The organism is Roseateles amylovorans (genome assembly GCF_025398155.2).
Taxonomy (GTDB): domain Bacteria; phylum Pseudomonadota; class Gammaproteobacteria; order Burkholderiales; family Burkholderiaceae_C; genus Roseateles; species Roseateles amylovorans.
Genome location: NZ_CP104562.2, coordinates 5,948,990 through 5,973,947, shown reverse-complemented (window position 1 = coordinate 5,973,947; position 24,958 = coordinate 5,948,990). Strand labels below are relative to the sequence as shown.

At 65.8% G+C, this 24,958-nt stretch carries 23 protein-coding genes; 13 read left to right on the top strand and 10 right to left on the bottom strand.

The genetic code is table 11. The annotated features are described in order from the left end of the window. Positions 1-14: 14 nt before the first annotated feature. Positions 15-827, bottom strand: coding sequence for a 4-hydroxy-tetrahydrodipicolinate reductase (gene dapB / locus N4261_RS24715; RefSeq protein ID WP_261757895.1), 813 nt, complete (start codon positions 825-827; stop codon positions 15-17). Further along, positions 824-1,393, bottom strand: a complete 570-nt coding sequence (locus N4261_RS24710) for an outer membrane protein assembly factor BamE (RefSeq protein WP_261757894.1) — start codon at positions 1,391-1,393, stop codon at positions 824-826. Before N4261_RS24710 ends, dapB begins: the two co-directional genes overlap by 4 nt. 82 nt (positions 1,394-1,475) lie before the next feature. On the opposite strand from N4261_RS24710, the gene fur reads away from it, so the two are divergent. Next, on the top strand, positions 1,476-1,907 hold the full coding sequence (gene fur, locus N4261_RS24705) for a ferric iron uptake transcriptional regulator (protein WP_261757893.1): 432 nt from the start codon (positions 1,476-1,478) through the stop codon (positions 1,905-1,907). Positions 1,908-2,109: 202 nt separating this feature from the next. On the opposite strand, the gene hprK is transcribed toward fur, so the two are convergent. From hprK to hpf, 3 genes are all read right to left on the bottom strand, one after another. Continuing rightward, a complete protein-coding gene (gene hprK, locus N4261_RS24700; RefSeq protein WP_261757892.1) occupies positions 2,110-3,075 on the bottom strand; it encodes an HPr(Ser) kinase/phosphatase in 966 nt (321 codons plus the stop codon). Positions 3,076-3,134: 59 nt separating this feature from the next. Then, positions 3,135-3,605: a PTS IIA-like nitrogen regulatory protein PtsN gene (ptsN, locus tag N4261_RS24695; protein WP_261757891.1), complete on the bottom strand. Its 471-nt coding sequence runs from the start codon at positions 3,603-3,605 to the stop codon at positions 3,135-3,137. Positions 3,606-4,020: 415 nt separating this feature from the next. Continuing rightward, positions 4,021-4,359, bottom strand: a complete 339-nt coding sequence (gene hpf, locus N4261_RS24690; RefSeq protein ID WP_261757890.1) for a ribosome hibernation-promoting factor, HPF/YfiA family — start codon at positions 4,357-4,359, stop codon at positions 4,021-4,023. 1,039 nt (positions 4,360-5,398) lie between these two features. On the opposite strand from hpf, the gene corA reads away from it, so the two are divergent. After that, entirely contained in the window at positions 5,399-6,388 is a 990-nt protein-coding gene (gene corA, locus N4261_RS24685; RefSeq protein ID WP_261757889.1) for a magnesium/cobalt transporter CorA, read from the top strand. 689 nt (positions 6,389-7,077) lie between these two features. On the opposite strand, the gene N4261_RS24680 is transcribed toward corA, so the two are convergent. Then, positions 7,078-7,662 (bottom strand): glutathione peroxidase, encoded by a 585-nt coding sequence (locus tag N4261_RS24680; RefSeq protein WP_435531977.1) that lies wholly within the window; start codon positions 7,660-7,662, stop codon positions 7,078-7,080. Positions 7,663-7,769: 107 nt separating this feature from the next. On the opposite strand from N4261_RS24680, the gene N4261_RS24675 reads away from it, so the two are divergent. Continuing rightward, positions 7,770-8,654, top strand: coding sequence for a ferritin family protein (locus tag N4261_RS24675; RefSeq protein WP_261757888.1), 885 nt, complete (start codon positions 7,770-7,772; stop codon positions 8,652-8,654). Positions 8,655-8,848: 194 nt separating this feature from the next. Here the strand turns inward: N4261_RS24675 and N4261_RS24670 are convergent, their stop codons facing one another. Then, positions 8,849-11,038: a malate synthase G gene (locus N4261_RS24670; RefSeq protein ID WP_261757887.1), complete on the bottom strand. Its 2,190-nt coding sequence runs from the start codon at positions 11,036-11,038 to the stop codon at positions 8,849-8,851. 171 nt (positions 11,039-11,209) lie between these two features. Here N4261_RS24670 and N4261_RS24665 point away from each other — a divergent pair, with 171 nt between their 5' ends. Next, the gene (locus tag N4261_RS24665) at positions 11,210-12,145 is read left to right on the top strand and encodes a LysR family transcriptional regulator (protein ID WP_261757886.1); all 936 of its coding nucleotides are present in this window, start codon (positions 11,210-11,212) and stop codon (positions 12,143-12,145) included. Continuing rightward, a complete protein-coding gene (locus N4261_RS24660) occupies positions 12,142-12,597 on the top strand; it encodes a DUF2214 family protein (RefSeq protein ID WP_261757885.1) in 456 nt (151 codons plus the stop codon). The genes N4261_RS24665 and N4261_RS24660 overlap by 4 nt, the downstream gene beginning before the upstream one ends. A gap of 237 nt (positions 12,598-12,834) precedes the next feature. Here N4261_RS24660 and N4261_RS24655 read toward each other — a convergent pair whose 3' ends face one another. Next, the gene (locus N4261_RS24655; protein WP_261757884.1) at positions 12,835-13,194 is read right to left on the bottom strand and encodes a PsiF family protein; all 360 of its coding nucleotides are present in this window, start codon (positions 13,192-13,194) and stop codon (positions 12,835-12,837) included. A gap of 101 nt (positions 13,195-13,295) precedes the next feature. After that, the gene (locus N4261_RS24650) at positions 13,296-14,681 is read right to left on the bottom strand and encodes a serine/threonine-protein kinase (RefSeq protein WP_261757883.1); all 1,386 of its coding nucleotides are present in this window, start codon (positions 14,679-14,681) and stop codon (positions 13,296-13,298) included. Between the two features lie 86 nt (positions 14,682-14,767). Here N4261_RS24650 and argS point away from each other — a divergent pair, with 86 nt between their 5' ends. The 4 genes from argS (at position 14,768) to N4261_RS24630 (ending at position 18,790) form a co-directional block, all read left to right on the top strand. Further along, complete coding sequence (gene argS / locus N4261_RS24645; RefSeq protein ID WP_261757882.1) at positions 14,768-16,498, top strand: arginine--tRNA ligase; 1,731 nt, start codon at positions 14,768-14,770, stop codon at positions 16,496-16,498. Next, complete coding sequence (locus N4261_RS24640) at positions 16,495-17,208, top strand: SPOR domain-containing protein (protein WP_261757881.1); 714 nt, start codon at positions 16,495-16,497, stop codon at positions 17,206-17,208. The genes argS and N4261_RS24640 overlap by 4 nt, the downstream gene beginning before the upstream one ends. Positions 17,209-17,361: 153 nt before the next feature. After that, positions 17,362-18,039: a thiol:disulfide interchange protein DsbA/DsbL gene (locus N4261_RS24635; RefSeq protein WP_261757880.1), complete on the top strand. Its 678-nt coding sequence runs from the start codon at positions 17,362-17,364 to the stop codon at positions 18,037-18,039. A 235-nt stretch (positions 18,040-18,274) separates the two neighbouring features. Next, entirely contained in the window at positions 18,275-18,790 is a 516-nt protein-coding gene (locus N4261_RS24630) for a GNAT family N-acetyltransferase (RefSeq protein WP_261757879.1), read from the top strand. A 64-nt stretch (positions 18,791-18,854) separates the two neighbouring features. On the opposite strand, the gene N4261_RS24625 is transcribed toward N4261_RS24630, so the two are convergent. Further along, positions 18,855-19,556: a glutathione S-transferase family protein gene (locus N4261_RS24625; RefSeq protein ID WP_261757878.1), complete on the bottom strand. Its 702-nt coding sequence runs from the start codon at positions 19,554-19,556 to the stop codon at positions 18,855-18,857. A gap of 358 nt (positions 19,557-19,914) precedes the next feature. Between N4261_RS24625 and N4261_RS24620 the strand changes: the two genes are divergently transcribed. The 4 genes from N4261_RS24620 (at position 19,915) to metW (ending at position 24,951) form a co-directional block, all read left to right on the top strand. Beyond that, positions 19,915-20,547 (top strand): glutathione S-transferase family protein, encoded by a 633-nt coding sequence (locus N4261_RS24620; RefSeq protein WP_261757877.1) that lies wholly within the window; start codon positions 19,915-19,917, stop codon positions 20,545-20,547. Between the two features lie 373 nt (positions 20,548-20,920). Then, the gene (gene sppA, locus N4261_RS24615; protein WP_261757876.1) at positions 20,921-22,801 is read left to right on the top strand and encodes a signal peptide peptidase SppA; all 1,881 of its coding nucleotides are present in this window, start codon (positions 20,921-20,923) and stop codon (positions 22,799-22,801) included. 396 nt (positions 22,802-23,197) lie between these two features. Further along, positions 23,198-24,370 carry a homoserine O-succinyltransferase MetX gene (metX, locus tag N4261_RS24610; protein ID WP_261757875.1) on the top strand — a complete coding sequence of 391 codons (1,173 nt, stop codon included), beginning with the start codon at positions 23,198-23,200 and terminating at the stop codon, positions 24,368-24,370. Next, on the top strand, positions 24,367-24,951 hold the full coding sequence (metW, locus tag N4261_RS24605; protein ID WP_261757874.1) for a methionine biosynthesis protein MetW: 585 nt from the start codon (positions 24,367-24,369) through the stop codon (positions 24,949-24,951). Before metX ends, metW begins: the two co-directional genes overlap by 4 nt. Positions 24,952-24,958: the final 7 nt, after the last annotated feature.

Sequence of the window (24,958 nt, the reverse complement as noted above, 5' to 3'; positions counted from 1 at the left end):
CAGGCCCCTGGGGCTCAGGCCAAGCCGAGCACGTCGTTCATGTCGAACAGACCGGTCGCCCGCGTGGCGAGGAAGCGTGCGGCGCGCAGGCTGCCTTGCGCAAAGGTCGCCCGGCTGGACGCCTTGTGGCTGATCTCGATGCGCTCGCCGATGCCGGCAAACAGCACGGTGTGGTCGCCGATGATGTCGCCGCCCCGCACCGTGGCGAAGCCGATGGTCGACGGGTCGCGTTCACCGGTCACGCCTTCACGGCCGTAGACCGCGCAGGTCTTGAGGTCGCGGCCGATGGCGTCTGCCACCACTTCACCCATCTTGAGTGCGGTGCCGCTGGGCGCATCCACCTTGTGGCGGTGATGGGCTTCGATGATCTCGATGTCATAGCCCTGGGCCAGCGCCTTGGCGGCATTTTCCAGCAGCTTCAGCACCACGTTCACGCCCACGCTCATGTTGGGCGCCATCATGACGGCGGCCCGCTGCGAGAGGGCCTGGATCTCCGCCTTCTGGGCGTCGCTGAAGCCGGTGGTGCCGATGACGGTGCGCACGCCCAGCTCGGCACACAAGGCCAGATGGGCCAGCGTGCCTTCGGGACGGGTGAAATCGATCAGCACATCCGCCTGGCTCAGGCCCGCGCGGACATCGGTCGTGATCGCCACGCCGGTGTGCTGGCCCAGGAAGGCGCCCGCATCCTGGCCGAGGGTGGGACTGCCCTCGCGGTCCAGTGCGGCGGTCAGGCGCAGGTCGGGTGCATTCAGCACCGCTTCGATCAGCATGCGGCCCATGCGGCCGGAGGCCCCGGTGATGGCGATGCGCACGGCGCCTGCGCTCATCGACGCGCCTCCAGCGGCGGATAGTCGCGCACCGGGCCGACCGGCTCCGGGGTGGCGGAGGCCTGCTTGACCGGCGGGGGCAGCGCCTTGCGCTCTTCCTCGGTCATTTCCAGCTTCGGCGCCTTGCCGGACACCTTGGCGGTGTTGATCGCGGCGATGAATTCGTTTTCGGTCGGGAGGTCGCCCGGGGCGTCGATCTTGGCGAGCTGGTCGCCGTCGAAGGTCAGCTGGATGTGGCGATTCTGCGGCGCTGCGCCTTGGCGCCGGATGGTGAAGATGTAGTCCCAGCGGGTCTCGTGGAAGACATCGGTCAGCAGCGGCGAGCCGAGTTGGTCGCGCACCTGGGCCCGGGTCATGCCGGGCTTGATGCGCTCGATCTGTTCCTTGGTGACCACGTTGCCTTGCACGATCTCGACGCGGTAGGGTCGAACCAGGCCGAGCACCTTGTCGCCGCTGACGGAGAAGGCGTCGAAGGTGGGCATCTGCGAGCACGCGCCCAGCGACGCCAGGCCGCCGATGGCGACGCCGAGTCGCGCAATCAGGGCGATTTGGGATTTCAATGACATGGCGGGGCTTCGCAAGGGGTCAAGGGCTATGATGAGCGGAATTCTAGCGGGAGGCTCCCGCACTCTCGCGGTCGCAAACCCCATGAATCGCTCCGACGAAATCAAGAACAGCGGCCTCAAGGCCACGCTGCCCCGGATCAAGATCCTGGAGATCTTCCAGACGGCTCAGCGCCGCCACATGACGGCGGAAGATGTTTACAAAGCTTTGCTCGATGAGCGGGCGGACATTGGTCTGGCCACGGTCTATCGCGTGCTCACCCAGTTCGAGCAGGCGGGGCTGCTGTCTCGCAATCATTTCGAGTCAGGCAAGGCGGTCTTTGAACTCAATGAAGGTCATCACCATGACCATCTGGTCTGCCTGAACTGCGGCCGCGTGGAAGAGTTCTACGATCCCCAGATCGAGGAGCGCCAGCATGCCATCGCCGCCGATCGCGGCTTTGCGCTGCAGGAGCATTCGCTCGCGCTGTATGCGAACTGCATGAAGAAGGACTGCCCGCACAAGATGGAGCGCTGAGGCGCGCTGTCCTGCTGTCTCGCTGTCCCGCTGTCTGTTTGGCCGGTTGTCCTCTGCTGGGCGCTCCGGCGGACCGAGGCGGCGCACACGTCCATGTTGACGGCAGCTGTGGTTGCCACCGTGGCGGCAAGTGCAGCGGCTCGGATGGCGCGGCTCGGACAGCTGACGGAGTGGCGACGTGCGCCGTTCGTTGACGTCGCCGTCAGCTGGCGTCGTCGTTCAAGCCTTGTTCAATCGCGCGCTGGTGGCGTTCCACGAACTCGCGATAGGTGTCGATGCCCCGCAACTGGAGAATCGTGTTGCGCACCGCGGCCTCCACCAGCACCGCCAAGTTGCGGCCGGCATCCACGGCAATCACCACCTTGCGCACCGGCATGCCCAGCACGTCTTCATACAGCGGCTCGTAGGGCAGCCGTTCGAAGTCGCGCTCCATGGTTTCCTTGCGGACCAGATGCACGATCAGCTTGAGGCGCATCTTCCGACGCACCGCCGTCTCGCCGAAGATGGCCTTGATGTCCAGCAGGCCGATGCCGCGGACTTCCAGCAGGTTCATCAGCAGATCCGGGCAGCGGCCCTCGATCGCGGTCTGGGCGATGCGGTAGAAATCCACCGCGTCATCGGCCACCAGGCCGTGTCCGCGTGAGATCAGCTCCAATCCGAGTTCGCTCTTGCCCAGGCCGGACTCACCGGTCAGCAGCACGCCCAGGCCCAGGATGTCCATGAACACGCCGTGGCGGGTGGTGCGGTTGGCGCAGACATGCGCCAGATAGGCACGCACCAGGTCGATCACATGGCCGGCGGATTCGGCCGTGGTGAACAGCGGGATCTCGGCGCGGTCGCACATCGCGACCAGGCGGTCGGGCGCGGGCTGGTCGTCCGCCACGATGATGACCGGCGGCTCCAGGGTGACGATGCGGGCGATCCGTCGATCCAGCACATCACCGGAGGCCTGGCTGAGATAGCCGACTTCGCGCCGTCCCACGATCTGCACCCGGTAGGGATGGATGTAATTCAGATAACCGACGAGGTCGGCGGCGGACTGTGCATCGCGCAGCGCGGCTTCGTCGAAGCGGCGCTCGGGATGGGCGTGGCCGGCGATCCACTCCCAATGCAGGGCTTCCCGGTGCTCTTCAAACAGCCGGTCGGCACTGATGGAGGTCGGTTTCACGAAGTGGGGGCGGCGCGCGGTGGGGTGGAGAGGCGGGCGGCGGTCGGGGGCTCGAGCGGTCAGGCGACCGACTTGAGCGGCTCCCAGTCGGCGATCAGCCGGTGGACGACGCTGGCTTCGGGCTCGGTCTTCAGACGTTCGCGCAATTCGCGGTCCGACAGCATTTCGGCGATCTCAGAGAGGATTTCGAGGTGGCGCTGGGTGGCAGCCTCGGGCACCAGCAAGAAGATGAGCAGGGTGACGGGCTCGTCATCGGGGGCGTCGAAGCCGATCGGCTGCTGCACGCGCAGCACGGCGGCCAGCGGATTCTTCAGGCCCTTGATGCGGCCATGCGGAATGGCCACGCCGTGACCCAGGCCGGTGGAGCCGAGGCGTTCGCGGGCGAACAGGTTGTCGGTGACCGATGCGCGCGAAATCGAGTGGTTGTTCTCGAACAGCAAGCCCGCCTGCTCGAACACGCGCTTCTTGCTGGATGCGTCCACATCGACCAGCACGTTGCTGGCAGGAAGGATGGCGGCGAGACGGTTCATCGGGCAATGCGCCAATCGAGCGGTTGGCAGGGCTTGGGAAAAGCTGCCTGCCGGCCGAAAGGCGCGCAGGTCCATGGTGAAGGCAAGGATTATAGGAAGCCCGTCGCCATCGGCGATAGGCCGTCGGCGACGACCCTCGTGAAAACCTCGGCATTGGTGCTGCATCGCAACATCAGGTCGGGGTAATCCCAAGCAAAAGCGGCCGCAAGGGCCGCTGGGTGTGGGGTTGTTCGGGGTTAACCCTGGGATCTGGCCGTCCGCAGAGGCGCAGGCAGGGCGGGCTCCGAACCGGCGCCCCCTTGAGCTCACATCAGGTCGTTTCGACCTGACTCGGACGACACATCGTCAACGCCGGCAGGCGCTGGTGACGGTGTGGCGGGCGTTGCGAGTCATGGGGTGCGCGCCGTGGGTGCGATCAAGGACTGATGTCCAGCCGCTTCGCCGACGTGTGATGGTGGTTCTGCACACGATCCTTGTGGCGGCAGACCTGCCGATCCAGCTTGTCCATCAACTCGTCGATGGCGGCGTAGAGGTCTCCGTGCGAATGTTCGACAAAGATCTCCCGTCCCTTCACATGCAAGGTCACTTCGGCCCGTTGGCGTCGATCCTTCTCCTTTTGCTTTTCCACCGTGAGCAGGACGTTGACGTCCACGACCTGGTCAAAGTGTCGGATCACCCGGCTGAGCTTGTTCAGCACGTACTCACGCAATGCTTGAGTCACTTCGAGATGGTGGCCGCTGATGGTCAGGTTCATAAAGCCTCCTTTCACAAGGGCTTGATCGGAAAACAGCTGGCGCGCAAGGCGCTGCTGGGGACTTCGAGGTACGAGGGGGAGGGATGGATGTGTGGTGTCGGAAGGATGCGGGCCGTTGAGGCCGGTGAGTGGGGAACTGGAAATGACGGTGCCGTCAGAGCGGGGATGCGATGTAGCGGATCGTTGAGTTCGGACACGGCCGCATCGCTGCCGGAGGCGGGATGCGGGGGAAGGGATGGGCTCGATCAGGGGAGGCAGCAACGGCGCTCGACACGGATCGCACCGTGGACGGGGCGCTGGGCTTCAGGGCGTACTTCAGATTGCTCGTCATCTTGTACTTCAGTCTGCACGTCGCTTGAACCTGATCCTGGCTCGGCCGGGTCGGCCTTGCACCGGATGTTGACCTTTGTCGTGCCAGCCGCATCGCCTCACCGTGACGGGAACCGGTGCGGGCGCCATCGGTGCCGGGTGGCCCTCGGCGCCGGCCACAACAGCGATGGCGACGAGGATCTCCGGGACGTCTGCGGATCCGAAACCGATGCGGACTGGGCCTGGACAAATCCAGTCTGCGCGCGTTCGGCACCGAACACAAGCCAACAAAAGCAAGGTTTGGGGGTGAATATCACTGTCTTGCCGATCACGTCGAGCCGTGCTGGAATGGCGGATGTTGCGCGGCAGGGGCCGTGCTTGCTGGCGACGATGGCGCGATGTGATAATTCCGCGTCCCGATTACTGGAGTCCCACTTGGACAGCGACCACTCTCTGTGGCCGTCCACTCCAGCGTCAATCCGCCGCAGCTGAACCGTCCGTCGATACCCGGCGCCCACCGCGAAGTGGTCGCCGCCCTGCCGATCGCCGCCGCCGCGCCGCTTGTCCGGAGTGAGACGGGCCCCCTTCAAAGCCCCTCCGGACGCCTCTGCCCGCTCAGGCCGTCCTTGCTCTAGAAACTTGCGTCGACGCGCTCCACCCGCCTCCACGCGCTGTCATGCCCGAGCGTTCGCCCTTGCGCGAGCTGGCTCGCGGCTGATGAAGGACCTGCATGCTGAATGTTTTCACCCTGGACAACGGCCGCCTGAAGGGCGGCATGGTTCAAGAAGAGATCTCCACCGCCGCCGACCTGGCCTTGCTCGTGGGTGCGGAGCGGCAGCCGATCTGGGTGGACCTGGAGTCGCCAAGCGCCGAGGAGAAGGACTGGATCCGTCAGCGCTTCGGCCTGGTGATTCCCGAAAACATCGTCGATGAAGACCTGGAAGAGTCCGCCCGGTTTTATGAAGAGGACAACGGCGAACTGCACATCCGCTCGGACTTCCTGATCGACGACATGGACGCGCCGCGCAATGTGCGGGTGGCGTTCATCCTGCTCAACAACGTGCTGTTCTCGATCCACAACGAGGACCTGCCGGTGTTCCGGCTGCTGCGCCTTCGCGCCCGGCGCATCCCGGCGCTGATTGAGGATGCCAAGGACGTGCTGCTCAAGCTCTATGACGCTGATGCGGAGTATTCGGCCGACGTGTTGGAGGGCATCTATGACAACCTGGAAAAGGTCAGCGAGCGGGTCCTGAAGAAGGATGTGAACGACACCGAGGCGGGCGAGGTGCTCGCCGCCATCGCCCGCGAGGAGGACTTGAACGGCCGGATCCGTCGCAATGTGATGGACACCCGCCGCGCGGTCAGCTTCATGATGCGCAGCCGCATGCTGAATGCGGAGCAGTTCGAGGAATCGCGGCAGATCCTGCGCGACATCGACTCCCTCGACTCGCACACGGCGTTCCTCTTCGACAAGATCAACTTCCTGATGGATGCCACCGTCGGCTTCATCAACATCAACCAGAACAAGATCATCAAGATCTTCTCGGTGGCCAGCGTCGCCTTGCTGCCGCCGACCTTGATCGCCAGCGTCTACGGCATGAACTTCCGATTCATGCCCGAAGTGGAGTGGCAGTACGGCTATCCGTTTGCGCTGTGCCTGATGGCGGCGTCGGTGGTGGCCCCCTTCGTCTACTTCCGACGCAAGGGCTGGCTGGCCTGACGCGTCTGCGGGCGAACCTGGTCCCGCGTCGTCCCCGCATCGTCGCCTGACGGGGCTTCTGCGTCTGCGGGGGTGACCGCATCTGCCTGCGCCCTCAGCGGCGGGCTCTTCCTCCTTGCCCGTTTCGCCCGCATCAATGAACTGTACGGGTGTGGGCAGAGCCGCGTCGCATGCCGGGCTGCCAGGCGCCTGCGCAAAAACAAAGGGCTTCCGCGTTTGCGGAAGCCCTGGGAAGAAAAGAAGCCTCAAGACGCCCCGTGGCCAACGAGGGAGGGAGGGAGGAGGAGGAGAAAGGCCTCGGGATTGCAGCTTAATGAAAAGCAGGTCTTGCGGCTGAAATGCTGTGCTGACTTTACTCCGATCAGCGCGGGATTGGTGGAAACCCTCGAATGTCCTCGGTTTTCATCTTCGGACTGCGCACCGGCGGGGTCAACGCATCTGCACGCGGACCGTGCGAGATGGTGGCTAGCCCCCTCAGGTGTGCGGTGGACTGATGACAATAGTGCAGTGCAATGCGGTCCTTGTCACCCCGAATCGGGATGAAAAAGTGAGCAAGTGTCACTGGTGTACCGGCTAGCCGGGACAGTTCTTGAGCCCTTCGCGACAGGCGCGCGGATTGCCCATGGAGGGGTTGTCCAGAGCGATCTCGAGGTGACCCGTCGGCAGTCGCCGACGGGTCGAGCCGGGGCTCAAGGTTGTTGTGCCAGCAGACGATCCAGCGCCTGGGAGAAATGCGGGCTGTCCGGGCTGACGCCGGAAGCGAAGCTCATCACTTCCTTGCCGGATCGCGAGATGAGGTATTTGTGGAAGTTCCACTTCGGTGACTGACCGGTGCGCTTGGCCAGATCCGCGAACAGCGGGTTCAGGTCGGTCTTGCCTGCGGACACGCTGCTCTTGCTGAACATCGGGAACTTCACATTGAAGGTGTTCTCGCAGAATTCAGCGATCTCCTTGTTGCTGCCGTATTCCTGATTACCGAAGTCACCTGAAGGGAAACCCAGCACCACCAGACCCTTGTCCGCGTATTTGGCCGATACCGCCTCCAAGGCCTTGTATTGCGGCGTATAACCACAGAAGCTGGCCGTGTTCACCACCAACACTACCTTGCCGGCGTACTGGCACAGTGCCTGAGGCTTTTCATCCTGCAAGCGCGGCATGTCGCGTTGCAGCAGATCCGGACAACTCGCCGCGGCCTGCGCGCCAAAGGGCGCCGCCAGCAGCGTGGCAATCATCAGAACGCGGCGCATGCGGGTGCGCAGACCTTGTGAAAACATGAGGAAAGCTCCTGGTTTTACGGGATGTCGCATTAGGCCAGAAGGTCCGCCGTAAGGGATTGTCATCATCACCCGTTTAGAATCGTTCGCATTACCGAGGACGCGTCATGCTTTACCCCGAACTCTTCAAGCAACTCGAAGCCGTGCGCTGGAACATGGATACGGACATCCCCTGGGACAAGTTCGACGGGTCCAAGCTCACGGATGACCAGGCGCGCACCATCAAGATGAACGCCATCACCGAGTGGTCGGCCCTGCCGGCCACCGAGATGTTCCTGCGCGACAACAAGGACGACAGCGACTTCTCCGCCTTCATGAGCGTGTGGTTCTTCGAAGAGCAGAAGCATTCGCTGGTATTGATGGAGTACCTGCGCCGCTTCCGTCCGGACATGTGCCCGACCGAAGCCGAGCTGCATGAAGTGCGCTTCGAATTCGATCCGGCCCCGGCGCTGGAAACCCTGATGCTGCACTTCTGCGGCGAGATCCGTCTGAACCACTGGTATCGCCGTGCCGCCGAATGGCACACCGAGCCGGTGATCAAGGCGATCTACGAAACGCTCTCGCGCGACGAAGCCCGCCATGGCGGCGCCTACCTGCGCTACATGAAGCGCGCGATGACCAAGTTCGGCGACGAGGCGAAGGCGGCCTTCACCAAGGTCGGCGTGCTGATGGCCAGCGCCCGCCGCACCGCTCAGGCGCTGCACCCGACCAACCTGCATGTGAACGCCAAGCTGTTCCCGCGCGACACCATCCAGAGCCGCCTGCCGGATCCGGAGTGGCTGGAGCGTTGGCTGGACAAGCAGATCCAGTTCGACAGCGTGTGGGAAAACAAGGTCGTCGACCGCATCCTGCACAACATGAGCCTGTTGATGGAACGCAGCTTTGCCAGCGTTCAGGAGCTCAATCGCTATCGCAAGGAAATGGCGCAGCGCGTGGCGCAAGCCGCCGCCCAGGCCGCACCGGCAGGCGGCACCGCGCCGCAGGCGAGCTGATCGAAAAGCCTCCGGCACCGACGGCCGACTGAGCGCCTCGCCGTCCCCGCTCCGGGACGGCGTGACGTCTTCGCCAACGCCAAGAAAAACCGCCTGTCCGGCTCAGCCGGCAGGCGGTTTTTTCATGGTTTGCCGTGCATTGTTGCGGCGGTGGATGGTGCGCCAGGCGGGCCGCCGCCGCACACCCCCATCGATCAAGTGCCCTTGAGCTTGCGGCGCCAGGCGTGCAGCAGCGGCTCGGTGTAGCCGCTCGGTTGTTCGCGTCCCTTGAACACCAGGTCCAGCGCCGCCTGGTAGGCCATGCTGGTGCCGAAATGGCCCGCCATCGGTCGGTACAGCGGATCCCCGGCATTCTGGCCGTCCACGACCGCCGCCATCCGCTCGAAGGTGGCCACCACCTGCTCGCGCGTGACCACGCCGTGATGCAGCCAGTTGGCAATGTGCTGGCTGGAGATCCGCAGCGTGGCGCGGTCTTCCATCAGCCCAACGCCGTTGATGTCGGGCACCTTGGAGCAGCCCACGCCCTGATCGACCCAGCGCACCACGTAGCCGAGGATGCCCTGGATGTTGTTGTCCAGTTCCTGCTGCTTGTCGGTGTCGGTCCAGCTCGGTGCGTCGACCACGGGGATCGTCAGCAGGCGGTTCAGCAGGTCGTCCCGATCCACCTGCGGCGCCTCGGCCTCGATCCGCTGCTGAACCTCCGCCACATGGACCTGGTGGTAGTGCAGGGCATGCAGGGTGGCAGCGGTCGGGCTGGGCACCCAGGCGGTGTTGGCGCCCGCCTGCGGATGGGCGATCTTCTGAGCCAACATCGCGCCCATCAGGTCCGGCATGGCCCACATGCCCTTGCCGATCTGCGCCCGTCCACGCAGGCCGGCGGAGAGTCCCACCAGCACGTTGTTGCGCTCATAGGCCTGGATCCAGGCGCTGGATTTCATGTCGCCCTTGCGCAGCATCGGGCCGGCCAGCATGGCGGTGTGCATCTCGTCGCCGGTGCGGTCCAGGAAGCCGGTGTTGATGAAGGCCACCCGGCTTCGCGCCGCAGCGATGCAGGCCGCCAGGTTGACGCTGGTGCGGCGCTCCTCGTCCATGATGCCCAGCTTGACGGTGGAAGCGGGCAGTCCCAGCAATTGCTCGACGCGGCCGAACAGCTCGCTGGCAAAGCCCACTTCCGCCGGGCCATGCATCTTGGGTTTGACGATGTAGATCGAACCCTGACGCGAATTGCGCAGGCCCGAGCCCGACAGCTGCCGCAGGTCATGCAACGCGATCAGCGTGGTGATGACCGCGTCCATGATCCCTTCCGGGATCTCATGGCCGCCGTCCATCAGGATGGCGGGGTTGGTCATCAGGTGGCCGACATTGCGCACGAACAGCAGCGAGCGTCCCGGCAGCACGACTTCGCCGCCGGTCGGCCCCTGATAACGGCGGTCTGGATTCAGTCGACGGACGATGGTCTTGCCGCCCTTGGCCACCTCCTCCGTCAGCGTGCCGCGCAGAATGCCCAGCCAATTGCGATAGGCCAGCAGCTTGTCTTGCGCATCGACCGCGGCGATGGAGTCTTCCAGGTCCAGGATGGTGGAAAGCGCCGCCTCCATCAGCAGGTCGGACACCCCGGCCGCGTCGGTCTTGCCGATGGCCGATGCGCGGTCGATCTGGATCTCGATGTGCAGCCCGTGATGGCGCAGCAGCAATGCGCCCGGCGCCGACGCCTCACCCAGAAAGCCGACGAATTGCGACGTGTCGGCCAGACCCACCATGCGGCCGTCCCGAAGCGTCACGGTGAGCTGACCCTCCTGCACCCGATAGCCCGCAGCGTCGGCGTGCGAGGCGCCTTGGAGCGGCGCAGCCTGATCCAGCACCTGTCGGGCGAAGGCGATCACCTTGGCGCCGCGCACCGGGTTGTAGGCGCCCGAACGTTCCGCGCCATCGGCCTCGGGAATCACATCGGTGCCGTAGAGCGCGTCGTACAGCGAGCCCCAGCGGGCATTGGCGGCATTCAAGGCGTAGCGCGCATTGAGGATGGGCACCACCAGTTGCGGTCCGGCCTGAACGGCCAGCTCGGCATCAACCTGCGTGGTGGTGGCCTTCGGATCGGCCGGCGTGGGCACCAGGTAGCCGATGCGGCTCAGGAAGTCGCGGTAGGCGGCCATGTCCTGGATCGGCCCGGGGAAGCTCCGGTGCCAGGCATCGATCTCGGTCTGCAGCCGATCGCGTTCCTTCAGCAGGGCCGCGTTCTTGGGGGCCAGGTCATGCACCAGCGCATCGAAGCCCGACCAGAAGGCGTCCGGGGCGATGCCGGTGCCCGCCAGGGCCTCGATCTCGATGAAACGGGCCAGGTCGGCGTCGACCTGGAGGCGATGGTGGTGGCTGCGTGCGCTCATGACGGGTCTCCTGGCGGCATGTCGATCTCAATCCAGCCAACTGTAGGCCACCCGCCGTGGTCGATTGCGCATGGCCGGCGTGGAAGATCCCTGACTTTTTTGCACAAATAACAACGAAGCGGCGCCTCATTCATTGCGCCAAACGGTGCAACGGTCCAACAATCGCCAGCCATGGACCGCCTCAAACAGATCGAGTCCTTTGTGCTGGTGGCCGCCAAGGGCAGCCTGACCGCCGCCGCCCAGGCCGAGGGCGTCGCCCCTGCGGTGATGGGACGCCGCATCGATGCACTGGAGGCCCGTCTCGGCGTGAAGCTGCTGCTGCGCACCACCCGCCGGCTGAGCCTGACGCATGAGGGCAGCGCCTTTCTCGAGGACTGCCAGCGGCTGCTGGTCGAATTCGACAACGCGGAGGCCAGCGTCAGCGCGGGCGGCATCAAGGCCAGCGGCCATCTGCGGATCACCGCACCGGCCGGATTCGGTCGCCGCCATGTGGCGCCGCTGGTGCCGCTGTTCCTGGCCCGGCATCCCGATGTGAGCGTGTCCCTCAATCTGAGCGACCGCGTGGTCGACATCGTGAATGAGGGCTTCGACTGCGCGGTGCGTGTGGGTGACCTGAGCGATTCCAGCCTGATCAGCATGCGGCTGGCCGACAACCGGCGCCTGTGCGTGGCGGCGCCGGCCTACCTCCAGCGGGCCGGTACACCGCAACATCCGTCGGAGCTGATGCGCCATGAATGCCTGACCCTCAGCTCGGACGCCAGCCAGACCCGCGGCTGGGCGTTTCGTGTCGACGGCGAGGTCCAGCACCTGCGCCCCGGCGGTCGCCTGGACTGCAGCGACGGGCAGGTGCTGCATGACTGGTGCCGACAAGGGTTGGGGCTGGCCTGGCGCAGCACCTGGGAGGTGGCGTCGGACTTGCGCGCCGGGCATCTGGTGAGCGTGCTGGATGACTTTGCCGCGCCGCCGAATGGCATCTTCGGTGTGCTGCCCCAGCGCAAACACCTGCCGCTGCGTGTTCGGCTGTGGATAGACTTTCTGAAAGAACACTACGGCAGTGCGGACTACTGGACCCGCGCCGCCTCCCCGTCATCCCTGGAGACCGCATGACCCTGGAAGCCCTGCTCGCCGGCCTGCACATCGTGGCCATCCTCAGCCTGGTGGTGTTCCTCAGCAGTCAGGCCACCCTGTGCCGGAGCGCCTGGATGAATGCCGCTGTGCTGCATCGGCTGGTGCGGCTGGACACGATCTATGGCGTGACGGCGGTCGCGGTCTTGTTGACCGGCCTGGCGCGCGCGTGGTGGGGCATGAAGGGCGGTGGTTGGTACTGGCATCAGCCGCTGCTGCATTTCAAGCTGGGGCTGTTCATCGTGATCGGACTGCTGTCGATCAAGCCCACCCTGACTTTCCGGCGATGGGTCAAGACCCACACCGACGGCGGTGGCCTGCCGGATGACGATCAGGTGCGCGCGACCCGCCGGCTGATCCTGTTGCAGGCGCATCTGCTGATCCTGCTCCCCATCGCCGGGGTGATGCTGGCCAAGGGCGTGCTGACGCGTTGATCGGCGAAGGACGGGGCCCCTGCGGCCTGTCGCAGCGGTGCAGGCCATCGCACATCGACATCGCTGTATCGCGCTCGCCGGGTTGCGGCACTGATCGCCGAGCGTCTGCCTTGGATCGCTCATCAATGGTCGGGCACGAATCGGATCGTCACCCGGGCCGAGCGAGTCGGTCGCTGGGGCTTTGGGGCGGGCCTGGACAGGCCACGCCCCATTCCGTCTCAGCAGACTCAGCCGGGCTTACTTCGCCGACAGGCACTCTTTCATGAAGGCCTTGCGATCGTCACCGGTCTTGCCCTTGGCCTTGGCGTCCGCATTGCAGGTGGTCATCTTCTCCTGCTGCGCGGTCTTCGGTGGCTCCTCGGGGGTCTTGCCGGACAGGCAGGCGCTCATGAACTCCTTGCGCTCGTCGCCGCTCTTGCCCTTGGACTGCTTGCTGCACGAGGACATGCGCTGCTGCTGCGGGGTGAGCGGCTTCTTGTCGGCCTTGTCAGCGGACTTCTCTGCTGTCTTGTCGGTCTTCTCATCGGCTGCCTGGGCGGGGGCCAGCAGCGTCATCGACACCAGGGCGGCGGCGATCAGGGTCAGGACTTGCTTCATCACTCTCTCCTACGGGGGTTGGGGAACGGACCTCTCGGGCAGTGAAACACAGCAACGGGCAGTGCTCAACAGCGGTTGACGTCCGTCATGCAGCGGCTGACTCACATGATGCGGCGCGGATGGGCCAGGGTCTCATGCGCCAGATGCAGTCGACGCACCAGCACCTGAATGAAGGCGCGGTCGAAACGGTGCTGGCATTCCGGACTGAGCTGTCCCAGCGAGTCCGGCGTGAAGGACACGGTTGTGCAAAGTCTTGTCACCCGGATGTCGGTGCTGTGGCGGCGCAGCTCCGGGTTCGGCGCCAGGTAGGCCATCTCGCCCACCGAGGTGCCGTCTCCCAGGGTGGCCACCAGCGCGCCGTCGCGCCAGACCTCCACCTCGCCCTGGGCGATGATGTGGAAGGTGTTGCCTTCCTGGCCGCGCTTGTAGAGCAGATGATCGAGCGGATAGCGGCGCCAACGCGCGCGGCGCACCACTTCCCACAATTCCACATCGCCGAAGCTGGCGAAGAACTCCAGGCCGCGCAGCAGGTTGAAGCGTTCCGAATCCTTGACTTCATTGAGCCGGGCCAGCGGCACCAGTTGCTTGGCCACCAGCTCCGACAAGGCCTGACCGAACGACTCCCAATCGGCATGGCGCTCATGCGGATGCTTGGCCAGCGCCTTGAGGATGACCGCGTCCAGCTCGGGCGTCACCCCGCCGCGCTGCCCCTGCAGCGATTGCGGCGCCTGGTGGTAGATCTGATGCATCAGCGCCATCTGGTTGGGGGCGTCGAAGGGCGGGCGGCCGCTGACCAGGTGATAGAGCACCGCACCCAGGGAATAGATGTCCGCCTGCGCGCCGACATCGCCGCCCTCGATCTGCTCGGGCGGCATGAAGGCCAGCGAGCCGACGCGGTGCACCTGGGTCATGTCCGCATTCAGATTCAGCGCGCTGCCGAAGTCGCTGACTTTCACATCGGTGACCTGGCCGGCGCTGTCGAGCACCGCCAGCAGGTTGGCCGGCTTGATGTCGCGATGGATGACGCCCTGGCGGAAGACATAGGAGAGGGCCATGGCGCACTTGAACCCCAGCTCCACGATCTGGTCCAGGGGCAGCAGGCGGTCGCTGCGGCAGAAGTGCTTGAGCGTCAGCCCGTGCACATATTCCATGACCAGGTAGGGCGCGTCGCCGTCCTGCACCGCATCCAGGATCTGCACCACGTTCGGATGCTGCAGCCGGCCGGCCAGGGCGGCTTCGGCGGCGAAGAAACGGATGCTCATCGCATCTTCCTCGCTGGCGGGGCCGGACCAGTGGCGCAGGCGCTTGATGGCGACTTCCTGATTGTGGAAGTCGTCCATCGCCAGGAAGACATCGCTGGTCGCGCCTTCCCCCAGGCGGCGCAGCACCCGGTACTTGCCGATGTGCTCCGGCAGATCGGTGCCGGGCGGCAAGAGCGTGTCGCCGGGAAGGCTGGCGGAGGACGATGGATCGGCGGTCGGGCTCATCAAGTGGTTGATCCTGCCGCAGTGCAGGGTTCACCGGCAAGTCGCATGACGGTCTATTACAGGACACGCCCCCTAAAATGCGACACATGATCCAAGCCAAGCAGGAATTGCTCACCGCCCTGGAGACCGTCCTCCAGGCCCTGAGCCAGGAAGCCGTCACCGCCGGTGCCATCCCGGCCGCCCCCGCGGCCGCCTTCGAGACGCCCAAACAGGCCAGCCACGGCGATTTCGCCTGCACGGCGGCCATGCAGCTGTCCAAGGCGCTGAAGAAGAACCCACGCGAACTGGCGCAGACGCTGATCGCACAGCTGCAGGCCCAGCCGGCGGTGGCGCGATGGGTGGACGCGCTGGAGATTGCCGGCCCGGGCTTCATCAACATCCGGCTCAAGCCCGCCGCCCGCCAGGCGGTGATCGGCGAGGTGCGTGCCGCCGCCGAGGCCTTCGGCGCGCAGCCGGAGCGAGGCAGCTCCGCCCTGGTCGAGTTCGTGTCGGCCAACCCGACCGGGCCGCTGCATGTCGGCCATGCGCGCCAGGCGGCGCTGGGCGATTCGCTGTGCCACCTGTTCGCCACACAGGGCTGGCGGGTCAGCCGCGAGTTCTATTACAACGACGCCGGCGTGCAGATCGCCACCCTGGCCCATTCCACCCAGGCCCGTCTCAAGGGGCTGAAGCCGGGCGATGCGGGCTGGCCGGAATCCGCCTACAACGGCGATTACATCCAGGACATCGCCGAGGCCTTCCTGCGCAAGGAAACCGTCAAGGCCGACGACCGCGAATTCACCGCCTCCGGTGACATCGAGGACCTGGACAGCATCCGCCAGTTCGCCGTGGCCTATCTGCGCCATGAGCAGGATCTGGATCTGCAAGCCTTCGGCCTGCAGTTCGACAACTACTTCCTCGAATCCTCGCTCTACAGCGGCGGGCAGGTGGAGGACGCGGTGTCGCGCATGATCGCCAACGGCAAGACCTATGAAGACGGCGGTGCGCTGTGGCTGCGCTCCACCGACTACGGTGACGACAAGGACCGCGTGATGCGCAAGTCCGACGGCACCTACACCTACTTCGTGCCGGACGTGGCCTACCACGTCAACAAGTTCAAGCGTGGCTTCTCGAAGTGCATCAACATCCAGGGCACCGACCACCACGGCACCATCGCCCGGGTGCGTGGCGGCCTGCAGGCCACCGATGTCGGCATCCCGCAGGGATTCCCGGACTACGTGCTGCACAAGATGGTCACCGTGATGAAGGGCGGCGAGGAGGTCAAGATCTCCAAGCGGGCCGGCTCCTACGTGACCCTGCGCGACCTGATCGACTGGACCAGCCGCGACGCGGTGCGCTTCTTCCTGATCAGTCGCAAGGCAGACACGGAATTCGTCTTCGATGTCGATCTGGCGCTCAAGGCCAACGACGAGAACCCGGTGTTCTACGTCCAGTACGCGCATGCACGGATCTGCTCGGTGCTGCGCAAGGGCGAGGAACAGGGTCATGACATCGCCTCGCTGGGCGATGCCGATGTCTCGCTGCTGACCGCCCCGACCGAGTACGCGCTCATGGGCAAGCTGGCGGACTATCCCCGCATGCTGACCAGTGCGGCACAAGACCTGGCCCCGCATGATGTGGCGTTCTATCTGCGCGACTTGTCCGGCGCTTTCCACAGCTACTATGCGGCCGAACGTGTCCTGAGCGACGACCTGGCCCTGACCCGTGCCCGCCTGGCGCTGCTGGCCGCCACCCGTCAGGTGGTGCGCAATGCGCTGGCGGTGCTGGGCGTCTCGGCGCCGGACACGATGGCTCGAGACAACCAGGAGCATCAATGAGCAAGGACAAGCAGCGCGGCGGCTTCGCCATGGGCCTGATCGTGGGCCTGTTGCTGGGGCTGGGCATTGCGCTGGGCGTGGCCCTGTATGTGACGAAGGCCCCGGTGCCGTTCGTCAACAAGCTGCCGCAGCGCACCGCCGAGCAGGACGCGCAGGAAGCTGAACGCAACAAGAACTGGGATCCGAATGCGCCGCTGGCTGGCCGTGCGGGTGGGAAGACCGCTTCCGGCGTGGTGACGCCGGCGCAGCCGCCGGCCAACACGCCGCCCGCCGCGACCGGCAACGCAGGCAATGCCGCGACGGCCGGCCACAACACCGGCAGCGGCGGCACGCCGGCGGCCCAGGGCGGCGCCTTCACACCGCCTGCGGTGGAGGGGCGTCCCGCCGAGCGCGCTTCCGCCGCGCGGGCCGAGACCCGCACGGCCGACACCGCCAAGCCGGCGGACACCGCCCGCCCCGCGGACGGCACCCGCAGCGGCAGCTATTTCGTCCAGGCCGGTGCCTTCACCCGCATGGAAGATGCCGAGCAACAGCGCGCCAAGCTGGCCATCCAGGGCTTTTCCGCCAAGGTGATGGAGCGTGAACAGTCGGGTCGCACCGTCTATCGCGTCCGCATGGGGCCGTTCGACAGCCGCGATGAAGCGGAAGGCCAGCAGAAGAAACTGGAGTCGGCCGGCGTGGAAGCGAACCTGGTGGCGGCACCGCGCTGAGCGCGGTCCGACCGCGCTCGACGGCTACCAACGACTTCCACTAACGACTGGCACCGCTGCCCGCCCACTCTGCCCGCATTAATACCGGTCTAAGTTTGACTCTCTAGGATCGCCGCGCCGGTATTGGCGCCGGCCACCGCAAAGGAACCCAAGATGAAGCGTCGCGAATTCACTGCCCTCTCCGCCCTGTCGGCCGCCAGCGCCGGCGCTCTGAGCCTGGGCAGCGCGCCCGCGATGGCGCAGGGTGGCCCGGTCGAGGGTCGCCACTACCGTCGCCTGGAGACGCCCATCCCGAGTTCGACGCCCGGCAAGATCGAGGTGATCGAGTTCTTCTGGTATGGCTGCCCGCACTGCTACGTGTTCGAGCCCACCATCGAAGCCTGGGCCAAGCAGTTGCCCGCCGATGTGGTCTATCGCAAGGTCCACGTGGCCTTCCGCGAGAACGTGAAGATCCATCAGCGCCTGTTCTTCACCCTGGAAGTCATGGGCAAGGAAGCGCAGGTCCGTCCGGCGATCTTCAACGCGATTCACCGCGGCGGCCAAAGCCTGAGCGATCCCAAGGCCATGGCCACCTTCCTGGCCCCGCTGGGCGTGGACGCGGCGAAGTTTGTGGAGGTCTACAACTCCTTTACCGTGCAGACCAAGTGTCTGCAGGCGACCAAGCTGCAGGACAGCTACAACATCGACGGCGTGCCGACGGTGGCCATCGGCGGTCGTTTCCTGACCTCGCCCGCGATGGCGGGCTTCGGTCTGCGCGCCAGCGAAGAAGAGCTGGGCCAGCGCTGCATCGCGGTGGCGAACTACCTGATGCCGCTGGCTCGCAAGGGCTGAGCATGCCGCGGACGACCCTCGCGGGTCGGTACTGCCAAGCGCCCCGTGGGGCGCTTTTTTGTGGCCGTCTGGCGGCCGCCGCCCGTCGCTAGGCGCAGGGCCCAGGCCGATCCTGTGACGCTTTGGGCCATGGCGTGCCCCGTGATGCTCCCAAGCGGGTTGTCCCCGATGTCCGGGACGTCCTCATGCGGCTTAATCCAGCCTTTCCTCGTTCCACTGCTGGTTTCCGCGATCCATGGTTCCCCTGGCTTCCGATGGCGCCGCACCCCGCCTGACCCGAGTGCATCAGATCGACCCCTTGGCCTGGGCCCCGCTGCTGGCGGCCAGCGAAGCCGAGGGCTGGCACATGCTTCGACGGTTGATGGACGAATGGCGCACCGGCGCCAATCGCTACGACCAACCTGGCGAATCACTCTGGGCCTGGATGGATGCGCACGGCCAGGTGATCGCCGTGGGCGGACTGAATGTGGAGCCGGCGCCGGGGCGACCCGGGACCGGACGGATGCGTCGTTTCTATGTGCATCCCGCCTGGCGCAGCCATGGCTTGGCGCGGCGACTGGTCGGCGCGGTACTGGCCAGCGCGCAAGGGCATTTCAGCCGCTTGCATGTGAACTGCGAAAGCTCGGCGTCCGCCGACTTCTGGACCCGTTGCGGCTTCGCTCAGGTGGGCGGCATTGACGGGGACGCTCCGGCGCTTCGCCCCGCGCTCTACACCCACGTGCGCTTGCTCCCGCAGTTGCAGGCGGCCTGAACCGCGCGCCGCGGATGCCCGTTCAGGCCGGGCCCCAAGAGATCGGCGAGTCCATCGGCCTGTGTCACGGCCAATGCCGCGCATGCACCTCAGCCACTTGGGGCAGGGCCTCGATGCGCTTGAGCAGCGAGAAGAAGGCGGGCCGATGCTGTTCCAGATGGGGCCGCGTGCCCGACCATTTGGACACGATCCCGGCCATCACATCCAGCGCGCCCGGCTGCGCACCGCTGAGCCAGGGCCGTGCGGGAAACTGATCCGCGAACAAGGTCCAGTGCAGGTGCAGCCGATGGCGTGCCGCCTGGCGCACCGCTTCACGGGATTCGCTGTCCTCCTTTGTGGTGTAGCGCTCCGGATAGTCGGTGATGCTGATGCAGCTGTAGCAATTGGCGGCGATGTAGACCAGGCCGCGAAGGATCTGGTCGCGCGTGGCGTCATTGGCGCCCAGCAGGCCGCTGTCGGGATGGCGCAGGCCCAGATGCATCAGGATGGCGGCGCTTTCGGTCAGCACCTCGCCCTGTGGGGTTCGCAGCGTCGGGATCTGCATCAGCGGGTTGATTCGCTTCAGTTCTTCCTGGGCAGAGGGCGCTTCCCACGACGACGCGTGCACCACCCGATAAGGCTGGCCACACCATTGCAAGGCGATCTCCGCGATGGCCGAGCCAGAGCCCTGGGTGCCATAGAGCACATACGTGGAGGCGTCAGACGCCGGTCCGGCACCGTGCGCTGCGGCCGGGCCGGCAGCATGGGTTGGGGCGGAAGGGTTCATGCAAAGCAGTGTAGGCAGCGTCGATCCGACTGCAAACCTCGACCAATGCCCGTCTTGTCGCAGGGACACTGCCGCGCAAGCGCTGCCGATCCGCGTGCAGGGCAGCGTCGTGGCGCTTCCTGGCGGGTTTTGTGCTGCTGCGCTGGCTGAGGATCGATGATGTCCGGTGGGCGCACTGATTTGTCGACACAGACCCTGGCCGAACGCGCAACAGTGTGGGGCCAGCCCTGATGCAGCGACAAGACACCCAAATGAGGGCATGCGCGACGTGGCGTGCCGACGTCACCCAGCGGAAGCGACTCGCTAGAATCGGGCGCAGAAACGAGCGGTTGTCGCACCGTTGTCGCACCGGATTCGAATGAAACTCATCGGTTCACTCACCAGCCCCTATGTCCGCAAGGTCCGCATCGTCATGGCGGAAAAGAAGCTCGACTACCAGTTCGAGCTGGAGGACGTCTGGGGCAGTGACAACATCCTCAAGATGAACCCGCTGGGCAAGGTGCCTTGCCTGGTCATGGAAGGCCAGGACTCGATCACGGGCGCCATGTTCGATTCGCGGGTGATCGTCGAATATGTGGACACCCTGTCCCCGGTCGGCCGTCTCATCCCCGAACGCGGCCGCGAGCGCTGCGAGGTGCGGACCTGGGAAGCCCTGGCCGATGGCCTGGTGGACGCCTGCGTGGCCGCCCGGCTGGAGGAAACCTGGAGCGGTCGCAGCGACGCCCAGCGCAGCCCCGCCTGGATCGACCGCCAGATGGCCAAGGTGCGCGCCTCGCTGCAGGCCATGGGCCAAGGCCTGGCCGACAAGAACTGGTGCTCCGGCAATCACTTCACACTGGCCGATGTCGCACTCGGCTGCGCGCTGGGCTATCTGGATTTCCGCTTCGCCGACATCGATTGGCGTGCGGCGCATCCCAATCTGGCCCGTCATTTCGAGAAGCTGATGACCCGGTCGAGCTTCCAGGACACGGTACCACCCGCCGCGAGCTGAGCCTGCGAGTGGCCGGACGCGGCTCCTGAGCCCGCCGCGCGCAGGCGGCACCAGCCTCTGCACCTGCTGCACCTGCTGCACCCGCAGGTGCACCTGCACCTGCGCCTGAACCTGCGCCTGAACCTGCGCCCGCACGGCCCAGTACCCACTGCCACCTAGGCGGAGGCGGTGCCTCAGCCAATGGTTGTCCGGCGACCACCCCCTCTTGGGTGGACCACCCCTTCAGAGACCATGACCCTTGGCGGAACCGCTTGTGGTGGCGCATTCTGGCCTCACAATCGCTGCGTCATCGACCGTCCGCTGGGCGGGATGACGCCACGCGCTTGCCGCTGTGGTCTCAATGTCTCAGGATGCGTTTCCGAGGGAGGATGGAATGGGTCTGAAGCGTGTGTTGTCGCCGGTGGGCTGGTTCTTCGGGCGGCTCTGGTGGCTGCTGGACGGTACCCGCCGCGTGGTGCTGAATCTCTTGTTCCTGCTGTTGTTGATCGTGCTGCTGTGGGCAATGTTCTCGCGCGGCAAGGTGCAGCAGGAAAAGACCACCCTGGTGCTGGACATCCAGGGCGACGTGGTCGAGCAGTTCTCGGGGTCGGCACGCGATCAGGCGATGGCGCAACTGCGTGGCGAGTCCCGCCAGCAGACCCGACTGCGTGACCTGCTCGCGGTGCTGGACGCCGCAGCCAAGGACGACAAGGTCGTCCAGGTGCTGCTGGACCTGGACAACATGGGCAGCGCCAGCCCCGCCACGCTGCATGAGATCGAATCCGCGCTCACCCGTTTCAAGCAGAGCAAGAAGCCGGTGGTGGCCTTTGCCAATGCCTATGACCAGCGCAGCTACTACATCGCCGCGCAGGCCAATGAGGTCTACCTGCACCCGATGGGGTCGCTGAGCATCGAGGGCTATGGGCGCTATCGCAACTACTACAAGGACGCGCTGGATCGACTGGGTGTGGCCGCCAACGTGATCCGCGTGGGCACCTACAAGAACTTCGCCGAACCCTACTTCGCCAACGGTCCGTCCGAAGCCTCGATCGAGTCGGAGAGCTACCTCTACAACGAGCTGTGGGCCCGCTATCAGGACGGCGTCGAGAAGGCGCGCAAGCTGGAGAAGGGGGCGATCGCCAAGGCCATCGAGGAACTGCCGGAACGCCTGGCGGCGGTCGGTGGCGACGGCGCCAAGCTCGCGCTGCAGGAAAAGCTGATCGACGGCATCAAGACCCGCGACCAGGTGCGTGAGCTGCTGGAGCAGCGCGGCGCCAAGGACGACAAGCAACTGCGCGCCATCAACCTGGGCGCTTATGTGGCGCAGTTGCCGCCGCAACTGCCCAAGCCCGAGGGCCAGGTCGGCATCGTCGTGGCCGAAGGCGAGATCGTCGATGGCCAGGCCGCGCCCGGCCGCATTGGTGGCGACTCCACCTCGCGTCTGATTCGCCAGGCCCGAGAAGACGACCGGATCAAGGCCGTGGTGCTGCGCGTCAATTCGCCGGGCGGCAGCGCCTTCGCCTCCGAACTCGTGCGTCGCGAGCTGGAGCTGACCCGCGCGGTCGGCAAGCCGGTCGTGGTGTCGATGGGCGGGGTCGCGGCGTCGGGCGGCTACTGGATCTCGATGTCGTCGGACGAGGTCATCGCCGATGCGGCCACCATCACCGGCTCGATCGGTGTGGTGGGCATGCTGCCCACCGGCGAGAAGCTGATGGAGAAGCTGTCGATCCACACCGGGGGCTACACCACCACCTGGCTGGCTGGCGGCTATGACCCGCGCCGGCCGCTGGATCCGCGTCTGGCGGCGGTGGTGAAGTCCAGCATCGAACACACCTATGCCGACTTCACCGGCAAGGCCGCCCAGGCGCGCAAGAAGACGCCCGATCAGATCGACGCGGTCGGCCAGGGCCGGGTGTGGACCGGTTCCCAGGCGCTGGAGCGTGGCCTGGTGGACAAGCTCGGCAGCCTGAACGACGCCATCGTCAGCGCCGCGAAGCGCGCCAAGCTGGGCGATGCCCCGACGGTGCGTTATGTCGAGGCGGAGCGCGGCCCGCTGGAGCGGGTGCTCAGCAGCGTCACCGATGCCGCAGCGCCCACGCTGCGGGCCTCCGTGCTGCAGGCGCTGGGCGGCATTCCGCAGTTGCCCGTGCCGCTGCGCGAAGCCCAGGCCGACATGACCTGGCTGGCCGAGCAGGCGCGTGCCCAGGCCGAAGGCCCGGCGAGTGCGAGGGCCCCGGTGAAGGCGATCGTGCACTGCCTGTGCGTGGCGCCTTGAGATGCTGCGTGCGCTGCGTGCGCTGCGTGCGCAGCGTGTGCTGATCGCGTCTCGTCACGGACCGCGCGCGGTGGGGCGCGTGGTCAGGTCCGCGATCACCGGGCTCGCTGGGATCGCTGGGATCGTTCAGATCGCGGTGACCTGATCCCCAGGGATCCGCGGCCTCGCGGTCTCCACAAGGCCGCGGTCGAGGATCTGACCGAGGTCGTGGCTATACTTCCTCTCCATGGCGCCGATTTGTCCGGCTTGCGGGCGCCTTAGAAATGCAGCTAAAGGGGGACACCCGATCCACAGATCGAACCCGGTGTTCCGCTTCAAGCAGCGGCGCCGGGTTTTTTGTTGCCGTGCTCCGACGAAGACGCCGGGGCGCGGTGCGGTCAGAGGAAGAGGTGGGTTATGGGTTCCGTCGGTGACGTCACACCGCAGCGACTCCTGTTCGACGAGGCTTTGCCGCTGCGCAGCGGTGCCCGCATCAGCGACTACGAGCTGATGGTGGAGACCTACGGTCGACTCAATGAAGACAAGTCCAACGCGGTGCTGGTGTGCCATGCGCTCAATGCCAGCCACCATGTGGCCGGCACCCATGCGGGCGTTGAAAAGAGCGAGGGCTGGTGGGACAACCTGGTCGGTCCCGGCAAACCGCTGGACACCGACAAGTTCTTCGTCATCGGCATCAATAACCTGGGCTCGTGTTTCGGCTCGACCGGCCCGATGCATCTGAATCCGGAGACCGGGCGGGTGTATGGGGCGGACTTCCCCGTGGTCACCGTGCAGGACTGGGTGGATGCGCAGGCGCGGGTGCTCGATCGATTCGGCATCCGCAAGCTGGCCGCGGTGCTGGGCGGCTCACTGGGCGGGATGCAGGCCCTGGATTGGTCGCTGCGCTATCCGGACCGGATGGGCCATTGCATCGCGGTGGCCACGGCGCCCAACCTGTCGGCGCAGAACATTGCCTTCAACGAGGTGGCGCGACGGGCGATCATCACCGACCCCGAGTTCCACGACGGCTTCTTCTACGAGCACGGTGTCCTGCCGCGCCGCGGCCTGCGGGTGGCCCGCATGATCGGCCACATCACCTACCTGAGCGACGACGTGATGGAGGAAAAATTCGGCCGCCAGATGCGTTCCGCCGAGCTGGGCTATTCCACCCACGACATCGAGTTCCAGATCGAAAGCTACCTGCGCTACCAGGGCGACAAGTTCAGCGAGTATTTCGATGCCAACACCTACTTGCTGATCACCCGCGCACTGGATTATTTCGACCCCGCGCGAGAGCATGGCGGCGACCTCAGTCGCACCTTCGCCAGTGCCAACTGCAAATACCTGGTGGTCAGCTTCACCACCGACTGGCGCTTCTCGCCGGCGCGATCCCGCGAGATCGTGAAGGCGTTGCTCGACAACAAGCGCGACGTGTCCTATGCGGAGATCGATGCGCCGCATGGCCATGACGCCTTCCTGCTGGACGATCCCCGCTACCACGGCGTGCTGCGGGCCTACTTCGAGCGCATCGCCACGGAGTTTGATCCGCCGCTGCCCTCGCAACCCTTGACCGCACAGGTGGCGGCATGAGCGACCGTGCGGTGATGGAGATGATTGCGGCGCTGGTGCCGGCCGGCGCCCGGGTGCTGGACCTGGGCTGCGGCACCGGCGAATTGCTGGCGCATCTGCAGGCCGCCAAGGGCTGCACCGGCTACGGCGTGGAGCTGGACGACGCGAATGTGCTGGCCTGCGCCCAGCGCGGCGTGAATGTGATCCAGCTCAATCTCGAAGAAGGGCTGGCGATCTTCGAGGACCAGAGCTTCGATGTGGTGCTGCAGCTCGAAACCCTGCAGAACCTGCGCAACACCGAAGCCATGCTGCGCGAGACGGCGCGGGTGGGGCGCATGGGCATCGTCAGCTTCCCCAACTTCGCGCACTGGCCCAACCGGTTGCAGGTGTTGGCCGGGCGCATGCCGGTGACCCGTGTGCTGCCCTACCAGTGGTATGACACGCCCAACATCCGCGTCGGCACCTATGCCGATTTCGAGGTGCTGGCCCGCAAGTGCGGCCTTCGGGTGCTGGACAGTTTCGGCGTGCAGAACGGCCGTTCAGTGCGCCTGCTGCCCAACCTGATGGCCAGCATGGCGGTGTTCAAGTTCGATCGGGACTGAGCCGGGC

Coding starts and splice junctions, on each gene's coding strand:
- metW (WP_261757874.1), top strand. CDS start 24,367: ATGAGCGACCGTGCGGTGATGGAGATGATTGCGGCGCTGGTGCCGGCC.
- fur (WP_261757893.1), top strand. CDS start 1,476: ATGAATCGCTCCGACGAAATCAAGAACAGCGGCCTCAAGGCCACGCTG.
- N4261_RS24660 (WP_261757885.1), top strand. CDS start 12,142: ATGACCCTGGAAGCCCTGCTCGCCGGCCTGCACATCGTGGCCATCCTC.
- N4261_RS24635 (WP_261757880.1), top strand. CDS start 17,362: ATGAAGCGTCGCGAATTCACTGCCCTCTCCGCCCTGTCGGCCGCCAGC.
- argS (WP_261757882.1), top strand. CDS start 14,768: ATGATCCAAGCCAAGCAGGAATTGCTCACCGCCCTGGAGACCGTCCTC.
- corA (WP_261757889.1), top strand. CDS start 5,399: ATGCTGAATGTTTTCACCCTGGACAACGGCCGCCTGAAGGGCGGCATG.
- metX (WP_261757875.1), top strand. CDS start 23,198: ATGGGTTCCGTCGGTGACGTCACACCGCAGCGACTCCTGTTCGACGAG.
- dapB (WP_261757895.1), bottom strand. CDS start 827: ATGAGCGCAGGCGCCGTGCGCATCGCCATCACCGGGGCCTCCGGCCGC.
- N4261_RS24655 (WP_261757884.1), bottom strand. CDS start 13,194: ATGAAGCAAGTCCTGACCCTGATCGCCGCCGCCCTGGTGTCGATGACG.
- N4261_RS24710 (WP_261757894.1), bottom strand. CDS start 1,393: ATGTCATTGAAATCCCAAATCGCCCTGATTGCGCGACTCGGCGTCGCC.
- ptsN (WP_261757891.1), bottom strand. CDS start 3,605: ATGAACCGTCTCGCCGCCATCCTTCCTGCCAGCAACGTGCTGGTCGAT.
- N4261_RS24620 (WP_261757877.1), top strand. CDS start 19,915: ATGAAACTCATCGGTTCACTCACCAGCCCCTATGTCCGCAAGGTCCGC.
- hpf (WP_261757890.1), bottom strand. CDS start 4,359: ATGAACCTGACCATCAGCGGCCACCATCTCGAAGTGACTCAAGCATTG.
- N4261_RS24650 (WP_261757883.1), bottom strand. CDS start 14,681: ATGAGCCCGACCGCCGATCCATCGTCCTCCGCCAGCCTTCCCGGCGAC.
- N4261_RS24670 (WP_261757887.1), bottom strand. CDS start 11,038: ATGAGCGCACGCAGCCACCACCATCGCCTCCAGGTCGACGCCGACCTG.
- N4261_RS24625 (WP_261757878.1), bottom strand. CDS start 19,556: ATGAACCCTTCCGCCCCAACCCATGCTGCCGGCCCGGCCGCAGCGCAC.
- N4261_RS24675 (WP_261757888.1), top strand. CDS start 7,770: ATGCTTTACCCCGAACTCTTCAAGCAACTCGAAGCCGTGCGCTGGAAC.
- N4261_RS24630 (WP_261757879.1), top strand. CDS start 18,275: ATGGTTCCCCTGGCTTCCGATGGCGCCGCACCCCGCCTGACCCGAGTG.
- N4261_RS24665 (WP_261757886.1), top strand. CDS start 11,210: ATGGACCGCCTCAAACAGATCGAGTCCTTTGTGCTGGTGGCCGCCAAG.
- N4261_RS24680 (WP_435531977.1), bottom strand. CDS start 7,662: ATGTTTTCACAAGGTCTGCGCACCCGCATGCGCCGCGTTCTGATGATT.
- N4261_RS24640 (WP_261757881.1), top strand. CDS start 16,495: ATGAGCAAGGACAAGCAGCGCGGCGGCTTCGCCATGGGCCTGATCGTG.
- sppA (WP_261757876.1), top strand. CDS start 20,921: ATGGGTCTGAAGCGTGTGTTGTCGCCGGTGGGCTGGTTCTTCGGGCGG.